Below are 15,230 nucleotides of genomic sequence, written 5' to 3'. Positions count from 1 at the left end.
GTCGATGTCGGCTTTTGGAACAACCTGGAAAGAGGGGGATAATTCGTGGCATACGTAAACGGTAACCTCGCGCTTCAGCCGAAGCGCAAACCGCAGCAGCAGGAAGTTATTCGCGAAACCAAAAAAGTCGTCGTCAAACGGAAGTCGCTTCCTATGCAGGAAAAGCTTCTTTATCTCTTCACCGTCATCGTTTGCGTTATTGTGGCCGGGGTTATCCTCTCGCGTTACGCGCAAATCTACGAAATGAATCTTCAAATTAAGCAAATGAATGCCGATTATCAAACTATGAACGTGGAGCTGGAAGAGCTGAAACGCCAAGTGGAGATGCTCAGCAGCCCGGAGCGCATCCGGGAAATGGCGGAGTCTCAAGGCATGGTCAGCAGCATGGACAACGGCATCACGGTGAAGAAGGACAATGACGGGTTGAGTACGGCTATGCGCGAATAGGGTGAGAGATTATGAACAAACGGATTAAATTGCGGACGCTGTTATTTGGAGGGGTAATGACCCTCCTTTTTCTCATTTTGATTGGTAGAATATTCTATGTGCAGGTGGTAGAAGGAGATTTCTATTACGAGAAAGCCAAAGCCCGCTGGTCGGCGGCGGAGAAGCTGACCGCGAAGCGGGGGACGATCACGGACCGGAACGGCAACGTGCTGGCTATGGATACGATCGCGTACAACATATCGGTCAATCCGAAGCTGATCAACGAACTCGGTATAACGGAGGAGGTCATTAAAGGACTGCAGGAAACGCTCGGCGCATCCGAAAGCGATGTCCGAAAAGCGGTTACCGCGAAGAAGGAGAACGGCGAGTTTTACGCCCATAGAGAGCTTCGTCAAGGCGGCTGGCAAATCGAGAAGCCCGTAGCGGATCGGCTTGTATTGTTCCGGGAAGAGCTCAAAAACGAGTTGATTCGAAAGAAGCTGGGCTACGATACCGGCATCGTCATCGACGAAACGTTGAAACGAACGTACCCCCAGGATAATCTGGCTTCTCAGCTAGTCGGTTACATAACCAAGGAGAGGGAAGCGAAGACCGGCATCGAAGCGTATTTCGACGAGCAGCTGACCGGCACCGACGGCATCTTCAGGTATCTGAAAGACGGCGCCCGCGTACAGCTGTCGGAAGGAGAAGTGGAGTACCAGCAGGAGAAAGACGGGAACAACATCGCGCTCACGATCGATAAAGACATTCAATATTACGTGGAGGAAGCGCTGCGCGGCATCATGGAGAAATACATGCCGAAAAGCGCGACGGCCATCGCAGCGGATCCGAACACCGGGGAAATTCTAGCCATGGCGAATTTGCCGAATTATAATCCGAACGAGTATTGGGAGACGGATTACGCCAATATGTTCAATCACGCGGTCGGATCGCTGTACGAGCCGGGTTCGACGTTCAAAATCGCGACGCTTGCCGCCGCGGTGGAAGAAGGGGTGTTCAACCCCGACGAGATGTATCAGTCCGGCCGCTACAAAATTCCGGGCGATACGCACGTTGTTCGCGATCACAATCCCGATGGATGGGGCACGATCTCCTTTCTCGACGGCCTCAAATATTCCAGTAACGTCGCGTTCGTCAAGCTGGGGATGGAGCGTCTGGGCGCGGAGAAGATGCGCGAGTATTACACGAAGTTCGGCTTCGGACAGAAAACGGGCATCGAGCTCACGAACGAGCTGACGGGCTCGATCCGGTTCCAATGGAACACGGAAATCGCCGCGGCATCGTTTGGTCAAGGGGTATCCGTCACGGCGATTCAGCAAATCGCGGCCGTGGCGGCCGTCGCGAACGGCGGCAAGCTGATGGTGCCTCATGTGATCAAGAGCATCACCGATCCGGCTACCAAGACGACAACGTTAACGGAGCCGAAGGTGATCCGTCAGGTCATCTCCGAGGAAACGTCGCGAAAGGTCGGCGAATATTTGGAGCAGGTCGTATCCGACCAGGAGATCGGCACGGGAAAGAACGCGTACATCGAAGGCTACCGGGTTGCCGGCAAGACGGGCACCGCACAGAAATCTATCGGCGGGAAATACTCCGAGGAAAAATTCATGGTATCGTTCATCGGTTATGCGCCCGTCGATAATCCGCGTATCGTCCTCTACATCGCGGTCGACGAACCGAAAGACGGCCGGTATGCCGGCGGCGGTACCGTAGCAGCTCCGGCATTCAAGGAGATCGTGCTGAAAAGCTTGCGGAAGATGGGCGTGGCGCCGAACTGGGTGCCTCAGGAAGACGCGGAGACGGAGGAGATCAAAGTCGTCGTTCCGGAAGTGAAAGAGCTGAAGGTCGCGCAGGCGAAGGAGCAGCTTCAAGCCAAGGCTCTTGCTTTCGAGGTTATCGGCGACGGCGAATCCGTGCTCGCGCAAATCCCTTCGCCCGGCGCCTACATTCATCCGACGCAGCGCGTGTATCTCATTACGGAGCAGAAGGATAAGCTTCCGGTGCCGGATTTGACGGGCGTATCGCTTCGCGACGCCCTCGAGTTGACATCGTTAATCGGGGCCAAGCTCATTCCGGAAGGCTCAGGCTACGTGGTCTCCCAGCAAGTCGCCGAGGAGAAAAACGGCAGACGCATCGTGCGGGTCAAGCTTCTGCCTCCGACCGGGTCCGAGCTGTACGATGAAGCGGTCGCCGCGATCGGAGACAGCTTCGATTCGGGCGCGGAAGCGGGTGCTGGCGACGGCGAAGCGGCCGGCGAATCCGCCGAAGGAGCGAACGCCGATACGGACGCCGGCGAGAACGGAGGATCAGGCGATGCCGGCGATCAGAGCGAGTCCGACGATGCCGGCGATTCGCAGCCATTGACGAACATCGAGCATTCAGGCGAAAACTAAGACGCGTCCATAAGGCTTGTTCTATCCCCCCCTTGTCCCGAATAGGCTGAAATGAGCGTTTCTGTACGCTCGCAGAGGCGGTTCAAGAAGTCCCAGACTTTTTGAACCCTTGCTTTCAGCGTAAACGGCTGCACGGAGGGGGAGATTTTTTTTGAAGGTTTCAAACGTGACGGTTCGAAGACGACTATTTATCGTGCTCCTATTCGCGGGCATTGCGTTTTTTGCGTTATGCCTGCGGCTGGCATACGTTCAGCTGGTGGAAGGGGCGGAGCTGTCCGCGAAAGCGGAAAATTCATGGCGGCGCGACATTCCGTACATGCCCAAGCGGGGTGAGATTTGGGATCGCGACGGCGTACGGCTCGCTTATAACGTGACCTCGCCGACCGTATGGGCGATCCCCGTCCAGGTCAAGGACAAGGAAGCGACGGCGGAGACGCTCGCGAGAATGCTGGGTTCGACCGAAGAGACGATGATGAAATTTCTGACCAAAAAAGAAATGATCGTGAATCTCGGGTCGGCGGGCCGCAAAATTTCGCAAGAAAAAGCGGAAGAAATCCAGGCGCTGGAGCTGCCGGGCATCGTGGTGGCGGAGGATAACAAACGATTCTATCCTTACGGCAGCTTGGCTGCGCATCTGCTCGGCTTCACGGGCATCGACAACCAAGGGCTGACGGGGGTGGAAGCCAGGTACGACGAGATGCTGAAGGGCATCAAAGGCAACGTCTCCTGGTTGTCCGACGCGGCGGGCAGAGAGATGCCCAATTCCTCCGACACCTACTTGGAGCCGAAGGAAGGGCTGACGCTGCAGCTTACGATCGATCAGGAAATCCAGGCCATTATGGAACGGGAGCTCGATCAGGCGATGACGGGCCTCCAGCCGAACGGCGTCATCGCCATCGCGATGGATCCGAACAACGGCGAAATACTGGGCATGGCGAGCCGCCCGACCTACGAGCCGGACAAATACAAAGAAGTGGCTTCCGAGGTATATAACCGCAACTTGCCGATCTGGATGACTTATGAGCCGGGTTCCACATTCAAGATCATCACGCTTGCCGCCGCGCTGGAGGAGAAGAAGGTCGATTTGAAGAACGAAACGTTCTTCGATCCCGGCGCCGTGGAAGTAGGCGGGGCCCGGCTCCGATGCTGGAAAAAGGGCGGCCATGGCAGCCAGACGTTCCTCGAGGTCGTGGAGAACTCCTGCAACCCTGGATTCGTTACGTTAGGCAACCGGCTGGGCAAGGAGACGCTGTTCCAGTATATCAAGGATTTCGGCTTCGGCACGAAAACGGGCATCGACATCGGCGGCGAAGAGAACGGCATCCTGTTCAAGCTGAATCAGGTTGGTCCGGTCGAGCTTGCGACGACGGCGTTCGGCCAAGGCGTATCGGTCACGCCGATCCAGCAGATCACGGCCGTATCGGCGGCGATCAACGGAGGAACGCTTTACAAGCCTCACGTCGCCAAAGCTTTTATTAACCGGGAAACCGGGGAGACGGTGCAGACGATCGAGCCGGAGCCGGTGCGAACCGTCATCTCCGAGGAGACGTCGAAGCAGGTGCGGGAGGCGCTCGAGAGCGTCGTCGCCAAGGGAACGGGACGCAACGCTTTCATCGACGGCTACCGCGTCGGAGGGAAGACGGGGACCGCGCAGAAGGTCATTAACGGGCGGTACTCGCCGAACGAGCATATCGTGTCGTTCATCGGATTCGCTCCGGCCGACAATCCGCAAATCGTCGTCTACGTCGCCGTCGACAATCCGCAAGGCATTCAGTTCGGGGGCGTGGTGGCGGCTCCGATCGTCCGCAATATTATGGAAGACGCGCTTTCGGTGCTCGAGATTCCGCCGCGCGAGAATCAGATCGACCGTCTCTACAAATACGGGGAGACGCCGATCGTAACGGTGCCGAACGTTGTCGGCAAAAGCGTCTCCGAGCTGTACGAGGACCTCAACATGAACTTCAACCTTAGCTCGGCCGGCACCGGCCAGTATGTCATCCGGCAGGCGCCCGCGGCAGGCACCCGCGTGGACCGCGGCTCCACGATCCGGATCTACCTTGGGGACGAGGAGGATCTTCCGCAGCAGCATTCCCATTAACTTTCGCAAGGACGGCTGGGCCATTAACCTGTTAGCTTTGGGCGGCATATAGTATCCCGTCAGAGTTATCGAGGGAGGCTTGGTGGATATGCGTCTGCGCGATCTAACGGATTTGCTGTTAACAGCCCGTTTGGTTGGGGATGAAATGACGGAATTTACAGGGGTGGAGAAGGATTCGAGAAGGGTTCGGCCGGGTCAGCTGTTCTTGTGCGTGCCGGGTCTGACAGTGGACGGACACGCGTTCGCCGGGGATGCCGTGAAGCGGGGTGCGAGCGCCATCGTGTGCGAGAGGCCGCTGCCGCTTGACGTGCCGCAGCTGATCGTGAAGGACAGCAAGCTGGCGACCGCGATTATATCGGATTACGTGTACGCCCATCCGAGCGAGCACGTCAAAGTGATCGGCGTGACGGGCACAAACGGGAAGACGACTACGACTTATTTAATAGAGCGCATCTTGAACGACAGCGGCAAGGCGTCCGGCGTGATCGGAACGATCGAATGGCGTTACGGCGGCAAATCGTTCCCTATGAGCGGCACGACGCCGGACGCTCACGAGCTTCAGCGCCAGCTCGGTGAAATGCGGGACGCCGGCATGCGGTACTGCGCCATGGAGGTGTCGTCCCACGCGCTGGAGCAAGGCAGGGTGAAGGGCTGCCGGTTCCGCACGGCGATCTTCACGAACCTGACGCAGGATCATCTCGATTATCACGGCACCATGGAGAAATACGCCGACGCGAAAGGGTTGTTCTTCTCCAGGCTTGGCAACGCCTACCCGGAGTCGCCCGCGGAACGCTCATACGCGGTTCTGAACGCGGACGATCCGGCTTCCGCCAGATTCGGCATGCTGACCGCCGCGGAAGTCATTACTTACGGCCTGGAGCACGAGGCCGACGTGCGCGCGACCGACATTAAGATTACCGCCCAAGGCACTCGGTTCCATGTGCGGACATTCCGCGGCGAAGCCGACATCCAGCTGAAGCTGCCCGGCAAATTCAATGTGTACAACGCGCTTGCGGCCGTCTCGGCGGCGCTGATCGAGGGCATAGAGCTGGAAGCGATCAAACGGTCGCTGGAGTCGATTCCGGGCGTGCCCGGACGAGTAGAGAGCGTAGAGGAGGGACAGCCGTTCGCCGTCGTCGTCGATTACGCGCATACGCCGGACGGACTCGAGAACGTGCTGCGCGCGGTGCGCGAATTCGCGGAGAATCGGGTGATCTGCGTGTTCGGCTGCGGAGGCGACCGCGATCGTACGAAGCGTCCCCTCATGGGGCGGATCGCGGCGAAGCATGCGGATCTCTTGATCGTCACCTCCGATAATCCCAGGACGGAAGACCCGAATCGGATCATCGCGGACATCGAAGCGGGACTCGCAGGCGCGTCCGTCTCGAGAGAAAGATACCAGCTTCTGCCGGATCGGCGCGAAGCGATTCAAAAAGCGGTTGAAATGGCAAGCCCGGGCGATGTAGTATTGATTGCGGGGAAAGGTCATGAAACCTATCAGCTCGTCGGAGACAAGGTATACGATTTCGACGATCGCATAGAAGCAAAAGAAGCTATAAGGGGACTAATACATTGATTAAACGGACTATAGGGCAAATCGCGTCCATGTGCGGCGCGATTCGCAAGGGTGGCCGCGCGGAGGAATCCGTAAGCGGCGTTATGACAGACAGCAGAATAGCGGGAAGCGGCGAGCTGTTCGTGCCGATCGTCGGCGATCGGTTCGACGGTCACGACTTTGCGGAGCAAGCCGCGGCAAGCGGCGCCAAAGCCATGCTGTGGCAGAAGGACAGGGAGATACCGGCGGCGCTCGCGGAACTTCCTTTCCTGCTGGTCGACGATACGCTGTCCGCGTTGCAGCGGCTTGCTTCGGCATACCGCGGCGAGCTGATGGCTCGGATCGTCGGCATAACCGGCAGCAACGGGAAGACGACGACCAAGGATATGACCGCTGCTCTGCTTGGCGTCCAGTATCGCGTCCTGAAGACGGAAGGCAACCTGAATAACCATATCGGGCTGCCTCTGACGCTTCTGAAAATGGACGAGGATACGGAGGTGGCCGTGCTCGAGATGGGCATGAGCGGCTTCGGCGAAATCGAGCTTCTAACGAAGATCGCTCAGCCCGACGTCGCCATCATTACGAACATCGGCGATGCCCATCTGCTCCAGCTTGGCTCGCGCGCGGGCATCGCGAAAGCGAAGCTCGAAATCGCGCTCGGACTTTCCGAGGGAGGCGTGCTGCTCTACAACGGCGACGAGCCTCTGCTCGAGGAAGGGCTTGCGGCCATGAAGCTGCCGGAGGGCGTCACGCTCCGGACATTCGGCCTGGAGAAGCCTTGCGACTGGTCCGCCAAGGATATCGGGCTGTCGCCGACGGACAGCGGCTTCACGGCTCTCTACAGAGGCGAACCGACGGCGCTGGGCGCGCTCCGGATTTCGGTGCCCGGACGGCATAACATCAGCAACGCGCTAGCCGCGATCGCGGCCGCGAGAATGTTCGGCGTGCAGCCGAAGGACATCGCGCGGGGCTTCGAATCGCTCAAGCTGACGGGCATGCGGATCGAGCCGTCGCGCGCGGCGGGCGGCGCGGTCGTCCTAAACGACGCCTACAACGCGAACCCTACCGCGGTCCGCGCGGCCATCGATTTGGTCGCGGGGCTGGAAGGCTTCGGAAGAAGATGGATCGTGCTCGGCGACATGCTGGAGCTGGGTCCGGACGAAGCGTCGCTGCATGCCGAGATGGGCGAATACTTGGCGGGCGGCAAAGCGGAAGGCGTGCTGACGCACGGTCCGTTGTCCGTCCATACCGCCGAAGCGGCGGCACGCAGCCTGCCTGACGCGGCCGGCCAAGGCCTTGTCCGCCATTTCGAAGACAAGGAAGAGCTTGCGGCATGGCTGAAGGAGAAGCTTCGGCCGGAGGACCTCGTGCTGGTGAAGGGTTCGAGGGGTATGCGCATGGAACAGGTTGTCCAAGCTTTGGAGAAGGGGTGAGAAGATGGACATGATGGTCATTTTGTTTTCGATCGGCACTTCTTTCTTGCTAGCGGTTCTGCTAGGACCATTGTTCATCCCGCTTCTCCGCAGACTGAAATTCGGTCAGCAAATCCGCGAGGTCGGCCCGCAGAGCCATCTGAAGAAGAGCGGCACGCCGACGATGGGCGGCATTATCATCATGATCGCGATGCTGATCGCGTTCCTCCGGTTCGCCGACAAAACGCCGGAATTCTGGGTGCTGCTTACCGCATCGCTCGGCTTCGGGCTCGTCGGCTTCCTGGACGATTATATCAAGATCGTGTTCAAGCGTTCGCTGGGCCTGACGGCGAGGCAGAAGCTGTTCGGACAGCTTCTGTTCTCCGTCGTCGTTTGCGCCATGCTTTACAATATGAATCACAGCACCGAAATTACGGTGCCTGGGACGGGCTTCGGCTTCGATCTTGGCTGGTTCTATTATCCGTTCGTGGTCATCATCATGTTCGCGGCCAGCAACTCCGTTAATTTCACGGACGGGCTGGACGGCTTGCTCGCCGGCACAAGCGCGATCGCGTTCGGCGCCTTCACCATCGTGGCGCTCCAGTTCTCCTCGCACGAGTCCGCGGTGTTCTCCGCGGCCATGATCGGCGCCGTGCTGGGCTTCCTGGTGTTCAACGCGCATCCCGCGAAGGTGTTCATGGGCGATATGGGCTCGCTCGGAATCGGCGGAGGCATCGCGGCCGTGGCGATCCTGACGAAGACGGAGCTGCTGCTTATCCTGATCGGCGGCGTGTTCGTGCTCGAGATGCTGTCGGTCATCCTGCAGGTCACCTCGTTCAAATTGAGAGGCAAGCGGATCTTCAAGATGAGTCCGATCCATCATCACTTCGAGCTGTCGGGCTGGTCCGAATGGAAGGTCGTGACGGTGTTCTGGTTCGTGGGGTTGCTCTTCGCAACAGCCGGCGTGCTCCTGGTCATCTGAAGAGGTAGTTCAAAAAGTCCGCTTTTGATCACGAAGAATCTCAAGGAGCTTACTCGACATCGAATATGGAATTCAGCCGAACTTTCCGGTGCTCACGTAGCCTAGGCTACGTTCCGCTCCTCAATTTCTAGCTTCTTTCCATCTTCTCGGTGCTGAAAACCGAACTTTTTGAACTCTATTTAAATTAATACTTTTAAATAATACTTAAAGCATGGGCGGTTCTCGCGGAGAGGGCCGCTTCCTGCATACATAGAAAGGAATGTCCCTATGAATCATCCTTCCACCTACCGCGGCCGGCGCGTCGTCGTCCTTGGTCTCGCGAGAAGCGGCGTCAGTGTCGCGAAGCTGTTCCATAAGCTTGGGGCGGACGTTATCGTCAACGACAAGAAAGACCGAGAATCATGTCCCGAAGCGGATGAGCTGACCGCTTTGGGCATTTCTGTGCTATGCGGCTATCATCCGGACGATCTAATAGACGAGCACACGGCTCTCCTGGTCAAAAATCCGGGCATTCCTTATTCGGCCCCTCCCGTTAAGCAAGCGCTGGAGCGCGGGGTCGAGGTCGTAACGGAAGTGGAAGCCGGCTTCTGGCTGTCTCCATCGCCAATCATCGGCATAACGGGCTCGAACGGCAAAACGACGACGACGACGTTGATCGGCGAGCTGCTGGAGGCCGCGGGCATGAAGCCGATCGTGGCCGGCAATATCGGTTTGCCGCTGTGCGACGCGGTAGACGAGGCCGCCCCGGACGGGTGGATCGTCGCGGAGCTCAGCAGCTTCCAGCTGAAGGGAACGTCCGCGTTCCGGCCGCGCATCGGCTTGCTGCTCAACCTGGCGGAGACGCATCTGGACTATCACGGCGACATGGAAGATTACGTCGCTTCGAAGCGCAAGCTGTTCGCCAATCAGGAGAGCGGAGATACGGCCATTCTGAATTGGGACGACGCGGCGTGCCGGAAGACGGCCGAAGGCTTGAAATCCTCCATTCTTCCATTCTCTCTCTACGAGAAATTGGAGACGGGCGTTTGCGTTGAGCCGCCGTATAACAGAGAAAACGCGGCAGGCACGGACGACGCGCCGCGAAGCATCGTTTACCGTGACGGCGGCGAGGAGACCGTCATCATGGCCGTCGACGCGCTGGGCATCCCCGGCAGGCATAACACGGCGAACGCGCTCGCGGCCATCGCGGCGGCTCTTGCCGCGGGAGCGCCGGCAGAAGCGCTGGCGAAGCCGCTGGAGCAGTTCAAGGGCGTCGAGCATCGTCTGGAATTCGTGGCTGAACGAGAAGGCGTGGCGTTCTACAACGATTCCAAAGCGACGAACCCGACGGCGACCACGATGTCCGTGCGTTCCCTGAAGAAGCCTATCATTCTCGTGGCCGGCGGCCTCGACCGGGGCTCCGATTACATGGAGCTGCTGCCGGTATTCCGAGGTCTGAAGGGCCTTGTGGCGCTGGGCCAGACCAAGGAGAAGCTGCTGAAGGTGGCGGAGCTCGCAGGTTTAGCGAACGCGCAATCGGTGAACGATGAGAAGGACGCCGAGAGCACCTTGCGCCAGGCTGTGAAGCAAGCCGCTGAGCTTGCGGAGGCCGGCGATATCGTTCTTCTCTCTCCCGCGTGCGCGAGCTGGGACATGTTTGCGTCCTACGAGCAGAGAGGGAGCATTTTTAAGCAATCGGCGCATACCTTGTAAGTAGGGGGCCTGTCCCTACTTTCCCATGCTAAGAGGTGTGTTGCGATGGCAAAAGCGCGGTCTGCCCCGGATATTGTGCTGCTTGCGGCAATAGGGCTGATCCTGGCGATCGGTCTCGTGATGGTGTACAGCGCGAGCGCCGTGCTCGCGTTCCACGAGTTCGGCGACCGGTTCTATTATGTGAAACGGCAGCTATTGTTTGCCGGACTAGGCGTCGGTGCGTTAGTATTTACGATGAGGACGCATTATTCCGTCTGGAAGAAATGGGCGCCCATGGCGCTGATCGTCTGCTTCGGACTGCTCGTTATCGTCCTTATTCCGGGCGTGGGCGTCGTCCGCGGCGGCGCGCGAAGCTGGCTCGGCATCAGCTCCTTCGGCATTCAGCCGTCGGAGTTCATGAAGCTGGCCATGATCCTGTTTCTCGCCAAGTGGCTGTCGGAGAAGCAGCAGATGATCACGCAGTTTACGAAGGGACTTATGCCGCCGCTTGGACTCGTGTTCCTGGCTTTCGGCATGATCATGCTCCAGCCGGATCTCGGTACGGGCACGGTCATGGTCGGTGCCTCGATCATTCTTATTTTTACGGCGGGCGCCCGGCTCGCTCATCTGGGAGGACTTGCGATGCTCGGCGTCGTTGGCTTCGTAGGGCTCATTCTGGCCGCTCCGTACCGGCTGCAGCGCATTACGTCCTTCCTTGATCCGTGGTCCGATCCGCTCGGCGGCGGCTATCAGATCATCCAGTCCTTATTTGCTGTCGGTCCAGGAGGCCTTGTCGGCCTCGGTCTCGGCATGAGCCGCCAGAAGTTCAGCTATTTGCCGGAGCCGCAGACGGACTTTATTTTCTCTATATTGGCAGAGGAGCTTGGCTTTATCGGCGGCGCCACGTTGATTCTATTATTCCTGGTCGTCGTCTGGCGCGGCGTCAGAACCGCGATCGCGGCGGCCGACACGTTCGGCAGCTTGCTCGCCGTCGGCATTACCGGCATTATCGGCGTGCAAGTATTAATTAACATCGGCGTTGTCATCGGCATGATGCCCGTTACCGGCATTACGCTGCCGCTCGTCAGCTACGGAGGCTCTTCGCTTACGCTTCTGCTGACGGCTCTTGGCATTCTGCTGAACATATCCCGTTATTCGAGGTGAACCCTATGCGTATCGTGTTAACCGGTGGAGGAACCGGCGGCCATATTTATCCCGCGGTCGCCGTAGGCAAGCATATGCAGCAGATCGATCCGGACACGAAGCTGTTATATATCGGAACATCGAACGGCATGGAGAGCCGGGTCGTGCCCGCTCAGAGCATCCCGTTCGAAGCGGTCGAAATAACCGGCTTCCGCAGGAAGCTGTCGCTGGAGAACGTCAAAACGATTATCCGTTTTCTGAAAGGCGTCAAACGATCCAAAGCGCTGCTGCGAGAGTTCAAGCCCGACGTCGTCGTCGGCACGGGCGGTTACGTTTGCGGACCCGTCGTATACGCGGCGGCCAAGCTTGGCATTCCTACTTTCATTCATGAGCAGAACGCGATTCCGGGACTGACGAACCAATTCCTCTCCCGGTACGCCGATCATATCGGCGTCAGCTTCCCGGAATCGAAGACGCAATTCCCGAAGGCCAAAGAAACATCTTATACGGGCAACCCCGTCGCTTCCAATGTGCTGAGGGCCGTCCCCGGCAAAGGGCTGCAGTCCTTAGGACTGCCATCCGGCACAAGGCTTGCCCTTATCGTAGGCGGCAGCCGCGGCGCCAGAGCGCTTAACGAAGCGGTGATCGAAATGGCGCCGCAGCTCGGCCGGCTTGCCGGCACGCGCGTCGTCTTCGTGACGGGGGATATCTATTACGAGTCGACCAAACAACGAATACTAGAGCTAGGCGCCGGCGAATCGTTGACGCTGGTTCCTTATTTAAATAATATGGCGGAGGTTCTGCGGGATTCGGCGCTCGTCGTCAGCCGCTCGGGCGCCTCGTCCCTAGCGGAGATTACAGCGCTCGGCTTGCCGTCGATTCTCATTCCGTCTCCGAACGTGACGAACAACCATCAAGAGGCGAACGCAAGAAGCCTCGTAAACGCCGGAGCGGCCGAGCTGCTGCTGGAGAAGGATCTTAGCGGGCAGACTCTCCTGACTATGATGGAGAAGCTGCTGCGCGACCAGGAGCGCATGACGGCCATGTCGGGCGCAGCCATGCGGCTTGCCGTGCCGGATTCCGCGGCCCGCATCGCCGAAGCGCTGCGTCAGTTGAATAAATCGCGCTGAGGGCACTTGGCAATAGGCGATTGTCACACAACATGAAAGCAGGGCATAAGATACCCTATATTCGTGACCAACACCACCCGCGAGCGGGAGATGCAACAAAGCGGCTACCGGCCGCGGCGAGAAGCAAGAACGGCAACACCCTAAGGAGGCACACGCAATGAAAGCACTTATAGCGGAGCTTGAGAAAGCGAGATTAGGAGAACTATTACCGAACGAACCGCTGTCGAAACATACCACATGGAAAATCGGCGGACCCGCCGATCTGGTCATTCTTCCGTCAGGGAAAGAGGAGCTGATCGCAATCGTGAAGCTGCTGCATAAGCATGGGGTGGCCTGGACCAATCTGGGCCGCGGCTCCAACATGCTTGTCGGCGACAAGGGCATTCGCGGCGTTGTCATCAAACCGGCAGGTGGTCTGGATTACGTGCGTTTCGAAGGAACGACCGCAATAGCGGGAGCGTCGTATTCTTTCATCAAGCTGTCGGTCATGGCGGGCAGGCAAGGTCTGACGGGGCTGGAATTCGCGTCGGGGATTCCGGGAACGGTCGGCGGAGCCGTCTACATGAACGCGGGAGCGCACGGGTCGGATGTGTCACGTATTTTCAAGTATGCTGACATTGTTCTGGAGACGGGTGAATTGGTTCGTTACGAAGAGAAGGATATGCGGTTTGGCTATCGTCACTCGGTCCTTCACGAGATGAAGGGACTTGTCGTCGAAGCGGCTTTCGAGCTCGAGGAAGGCGACCGGATGGAGATCGCATCCACCTTGGCTACCTACAAGGAGCGGAGACTCCGGACGCAGCCGCTGCAGCTGGCCTGCGCGGGAAGCGTGTTCCGCAACCCGCAAGGAGACTTCGCCGCCAGGCTGATCCAAGAAGCCGGCCTGAAGGGGTATACCGTCGGCGGAGCGCAAGTATCCGAGCTTCACGCCAATTTCATCATCAACACCGGGCAAGCGACAGCTAAAGATGTTCTCGCCCTTATGACACACATACAGAGCACCGTAGAGGAGCGCTTCGGCGTGAAGCTGGTGCCGGAGGTATTGGTGGAGGGCGAGCGGTAATTCGGAGGTGATACATTGGACAAATTGGTGATTGAAGGCGGGAAACCACTCTCAGGAACCATAGTCATCCAAGGAGCGAAAAATGCCGCATTGCCGATATTGGCCGCCAGCTTGCTGGCTGAAGGCACGACAACGATAGATTCCGTGCCGCATTTGCTGGATATCGACGTTATGCTGAACATTTTGCGCGAATTAGGATGCCGCGCCGAGCACACAGGGGATACGGTCGTGCTGGACACGACTTCCGCGCATACGTCCCATGTGCCGGAGACGCTGATGAAACAGATGAGGTCTTCCATATTCTTAATGGGTCCGCTTCTCGCCAGATTCGGCGAGGTCCAGGTCTACCAGCCTGGCGGCTGCGCGATCGGCGAACGCAAGATCGATCTTCATCTGCAGGGTCTTCAGGCGCTCGGAGCGGAAATTGAAGAGGCCCACAACCGAATTGTCTGCCGCGCGAGCAAGCTGGTCGGTGCAGACATTCACCTGAGCTTCCCGAGCGTAGGAGCGACGGAGAACATTATGATGGCGGCGGTGTTGGCGGAAGGACGGACGACGATAAGCAATGCCGCCCGCGAGCCGGAAATACAGGATTTGCAGCGATTCTTAAATGCCATGGGCGCCAAAATCATGGGGGCCGGCACAGACACGATTACGATAGACGGCGTCGGCGAGCTATCGCCGTGCCGCTACAAGGTCATACCGGACCGGATCGTGGCAGGAACCGTCATGGTGGCGGCCGCCGCGACGCGCGGCCAGGTTACTCTCCAGGAAACACAGCCCGCTCATCTCTCCTCCCTTATCCATGTTCTGCGCCGCGCAGGTGTTCAAATCGTCGTAGACGGTGATATAATAAAAGTCGGCAGCTCCGCAAGACCGAAGGCGGTCGAGAGAATCGTCACGTCGCCTTACCCGGCTTTCCCAACGGATCTGCAATCCCAAATCATGGTACTTCTCGCGTTAGCCGACGGTGTCAGCATTTTGAAGGAAACAATATTCGAAGGAAGACTGAAGCACGTCGATGAGCTGTCCCGCATGGGCGCGGATATACGAGTCGATCTGAATGCCGCTTTCATCAGGGGCGTGCCAAGACTATATGGCGCGACGGTGGAAGCGACGGATCTTCGGGCGGGGGCGGCGCTTGTCATTGCGGGTCTCGCCGCGCAAGGCAGGACGGTCGTCGAGCAGGTTCATCATATCGACCGCGGCTACGACCGCATCGAAACGATGTTATCCAGGCTGGGAGCGCGCATTACCCGAACCTCTCCCGTGCCGAATATGCCTAATAATTAAATCTATGCCATCCAGCGGTAAGTTAGAAACGAATGGCTACCTC

At 58.4% G+C, this 15,230-nt stretch carries 11 protein-coding genes; all 11 read left to right on the top strand.

Features of this window, described 5'->3' with window-relative positions:
• Positions 1 to 45 precede the first annotated feature (45 nt).
• The 11 genes from ftsL to murA all read left to right on the top strand — a co-directional run bounded on the left by ftsL (position 46) and on the right by murA (position 15,187).
• Positions 46 to 447: a cell division protein FtsL gene (gene ftsL / locus NQZ67_RS07395; protein WP_257444233.1), complete on the top strand. Its 402-nt coding sequence runs from the start codon at positions 46 to 48 to the stop codon at positions 445 to 447.
• Between the two features lie 11 nt (positions 448 to 458).
• Positions 459 to 2,840, top strand: coding sequence for a penicillin-binding protein (locus NQZ67_RS07390; protein ID WP_257444231.1), 2,382 nt, complete (start codon positions 459 to 461; stop codon positions 2,838 to 2,840).
• A gap of 151 nt (positions 2,841 to 2,991) precedes the next feature.
• Entirely contained in the window at positions 2,992 to 4,938 is a 1,947-nt protein-coding gene (locus NQZ67_RS07385; RefSeq protein ID WP_257444230.1) for a stage V sporulation protein D, read from the top strand.
• An 88-nt stretch (positions 4,939 to 5,026) separates the two neighbouring features.
• Positions 5,027 to 6,514 carry a UDP-N-acetylmuramoyl-L-alanyl-D-glutamate--2,6-diaminopimelate ligase gene (locus NQZ67_RS07380; protein ID WP_257444228.1) on the top strand — a complete coding sequence of 496 codons (1,488 nt, stop codon included), beginning with the start codon at positions 5,027 to 5,029 and terminating at the stop codon, positions 6,512 to 6,514.
• Complete coding sequence (locus tag NQZ67_RS07375; protein WP_257444226.1) at positions 6,511 to 7,926, top strand: UDP-N-acetylmuramoyl-tripeptide--D-alanyl-D-alanine ligase; 1,416 nt, start codon at positions 6,511 to 6,513, stop codon at positions 7,924 to 7,926. Before NQZ67_RS07380 ends, NQZ67_RS07375 begins: the two co-directional genes overlap by 4 nt.
• 4 nt (positions 7,927 to 7,930) lie before the next feature.
• Positions 7,931 to 8,887 (top strand): phospho-N-acetylmuramoyl-pentapeptide-transferase, encoded by a 957-nt coding sequence (mraY, locus tag NQZ67_RS07370; RefSeq protein WP_257444224.1) that lies wholly within the window; start codon positions 7,931 to 7,933, stop codon positions 8,885 to 8,887.
• A 267-nt stretch (positions 8,888 to 9,154) separates the two neighbouring features.
• On the top strand, positions 9,155 to 10,579 hold the full coding sequence (gene murD / locus NQZ67_RS07365) for a UDP-N-acetylmuramoyl-L-alanine--D-glutamate ligase (protein WP_257444223.1): 1,425 nt from the start codon (positions 9,155 to 9,157) through the stop codon (positions 10,577 to 10,579).
• A 45-nt stretch (positions 10,580 to 10,624) separates the two neighbouring features.
• Complete coding sequence (gene spoVE, locus NQZ67_RS07360; RefSeq protein WP_257444221.1) at positions 10,625 to 11,722, top strand: stage V sporulation protein E; 1,098 nt, start codon at positions 10,625 to 10,627, stop codon at positions 11,720 to 11,722.
• A 5-nt stretch (positions 11,723 to 11,727) separates the two neighbouring features.
• A complete protein-coding gene (gene murG, locus NQZ67_RS07355; protein ID WP_257444220.1) occupies positions 11,728 to 12,831 on the top strand; it encodes an undecaprenyldiphospho-muramoylpentapeptide beta-N-acetylglucosaminyltransferase in 1,104 nt (367 codons plus the stop codon).
• 157 nt (positions 12,832 to 12,988) lie between these two features.
• Positions 12,989 to 13,894: a UDP-N-acetylmuramate dehydrogenase gene (murB, locus tag NQZ67_RS07350; RefSeq protein ID WP_257444218.1), complete on the top strand. Its 906-nt coding sequence runs from the start codon at positions 12,989 to 12,991 to the stop codon at positions 13,892 to 13,894.
• A 15-nt stretch (positions 13,895 to 13,909) separates the two neighbouring features.
• Positions 13,910 to 15,187 carry a UDP-N-acetylglucosamine 1-carboxyvinyltransferase gene (murA, locus tag NQZ67_RS07345; protein WP_257444216.1) on the top strand — a complete coding sequence of 426 codons (1,278 nt, stop codon included), beginning with the start codon at positions 13,910 to 13,912 and terminating at the stop codon, positions 15,185 to 15,187.
• The last annotated feature ends 43 nt before the right edge of the window (positions 15,188 to 15,230 follow it).

It is taken from the genome of Paenibacillus soyae, from assembly GCF_024623455.1.
Classification (GTDB): domain Bacteria; phylum Bacillota; class Bacilli; order Paenibacillales; family Paenibacillaceae; genus Pristimantibacillus; species Pristimantibacillus soyae.
This window is presented reverse-complemented; position numbering and strand designations above follow the sequence as displayed.

Excerpts from the sequence above, each read along its gene's own strand:
- NQZ67_RS07390 (WP_257444231.1), top strand. The coding sequence starts at position 459 with ATGAACAAACGGATTAAATTGCGGACGCTGTTATTTGGAGGGGTAATG.
- NQZ67_RS07380 (WP_257444228.1), top strand. The coding sequence starts at position 5,027 with ATGCGTCTGCGCGATCTAACGGATTTGCTGTTAACAGCCCGTTTGGTT.
- mraY (WP_257444224.1), top strand. The coding sequence starts at position 7,931 with ATGGACATGATGGTCATTTTGTTTTCGATCGGCACTTCTTTCTTGCTA.
- murD (WP_257444223.1), top strand. The coding sequence starts at position 9,155 with ATGAATCATCCTTCCACCTACCGCGGCCGGCGCGTCGTCGTCCTTGGT.
- spoVE (WP_257444221.1), top strand. The coding sequence starts at position 10,625 with ATGGCAAAAGCGCGGTCTGCCCCGGATATTGTGCTGCTTGCGGCAATA.
- murG (WP_257444220.1), top strand. The coding sequence starts at position 11,728 with ATGCGTATCGTGTTAACCGGTGGAGGAACCGGCGGCCATATTTATCCC.
- murB (WP_257444218.1), top strand. The coding sequence starts at position 12,989 with ATGAAAGCACTTATAGCGGAGCTTGAGAAAGCGAGATTAGGAGAACTA.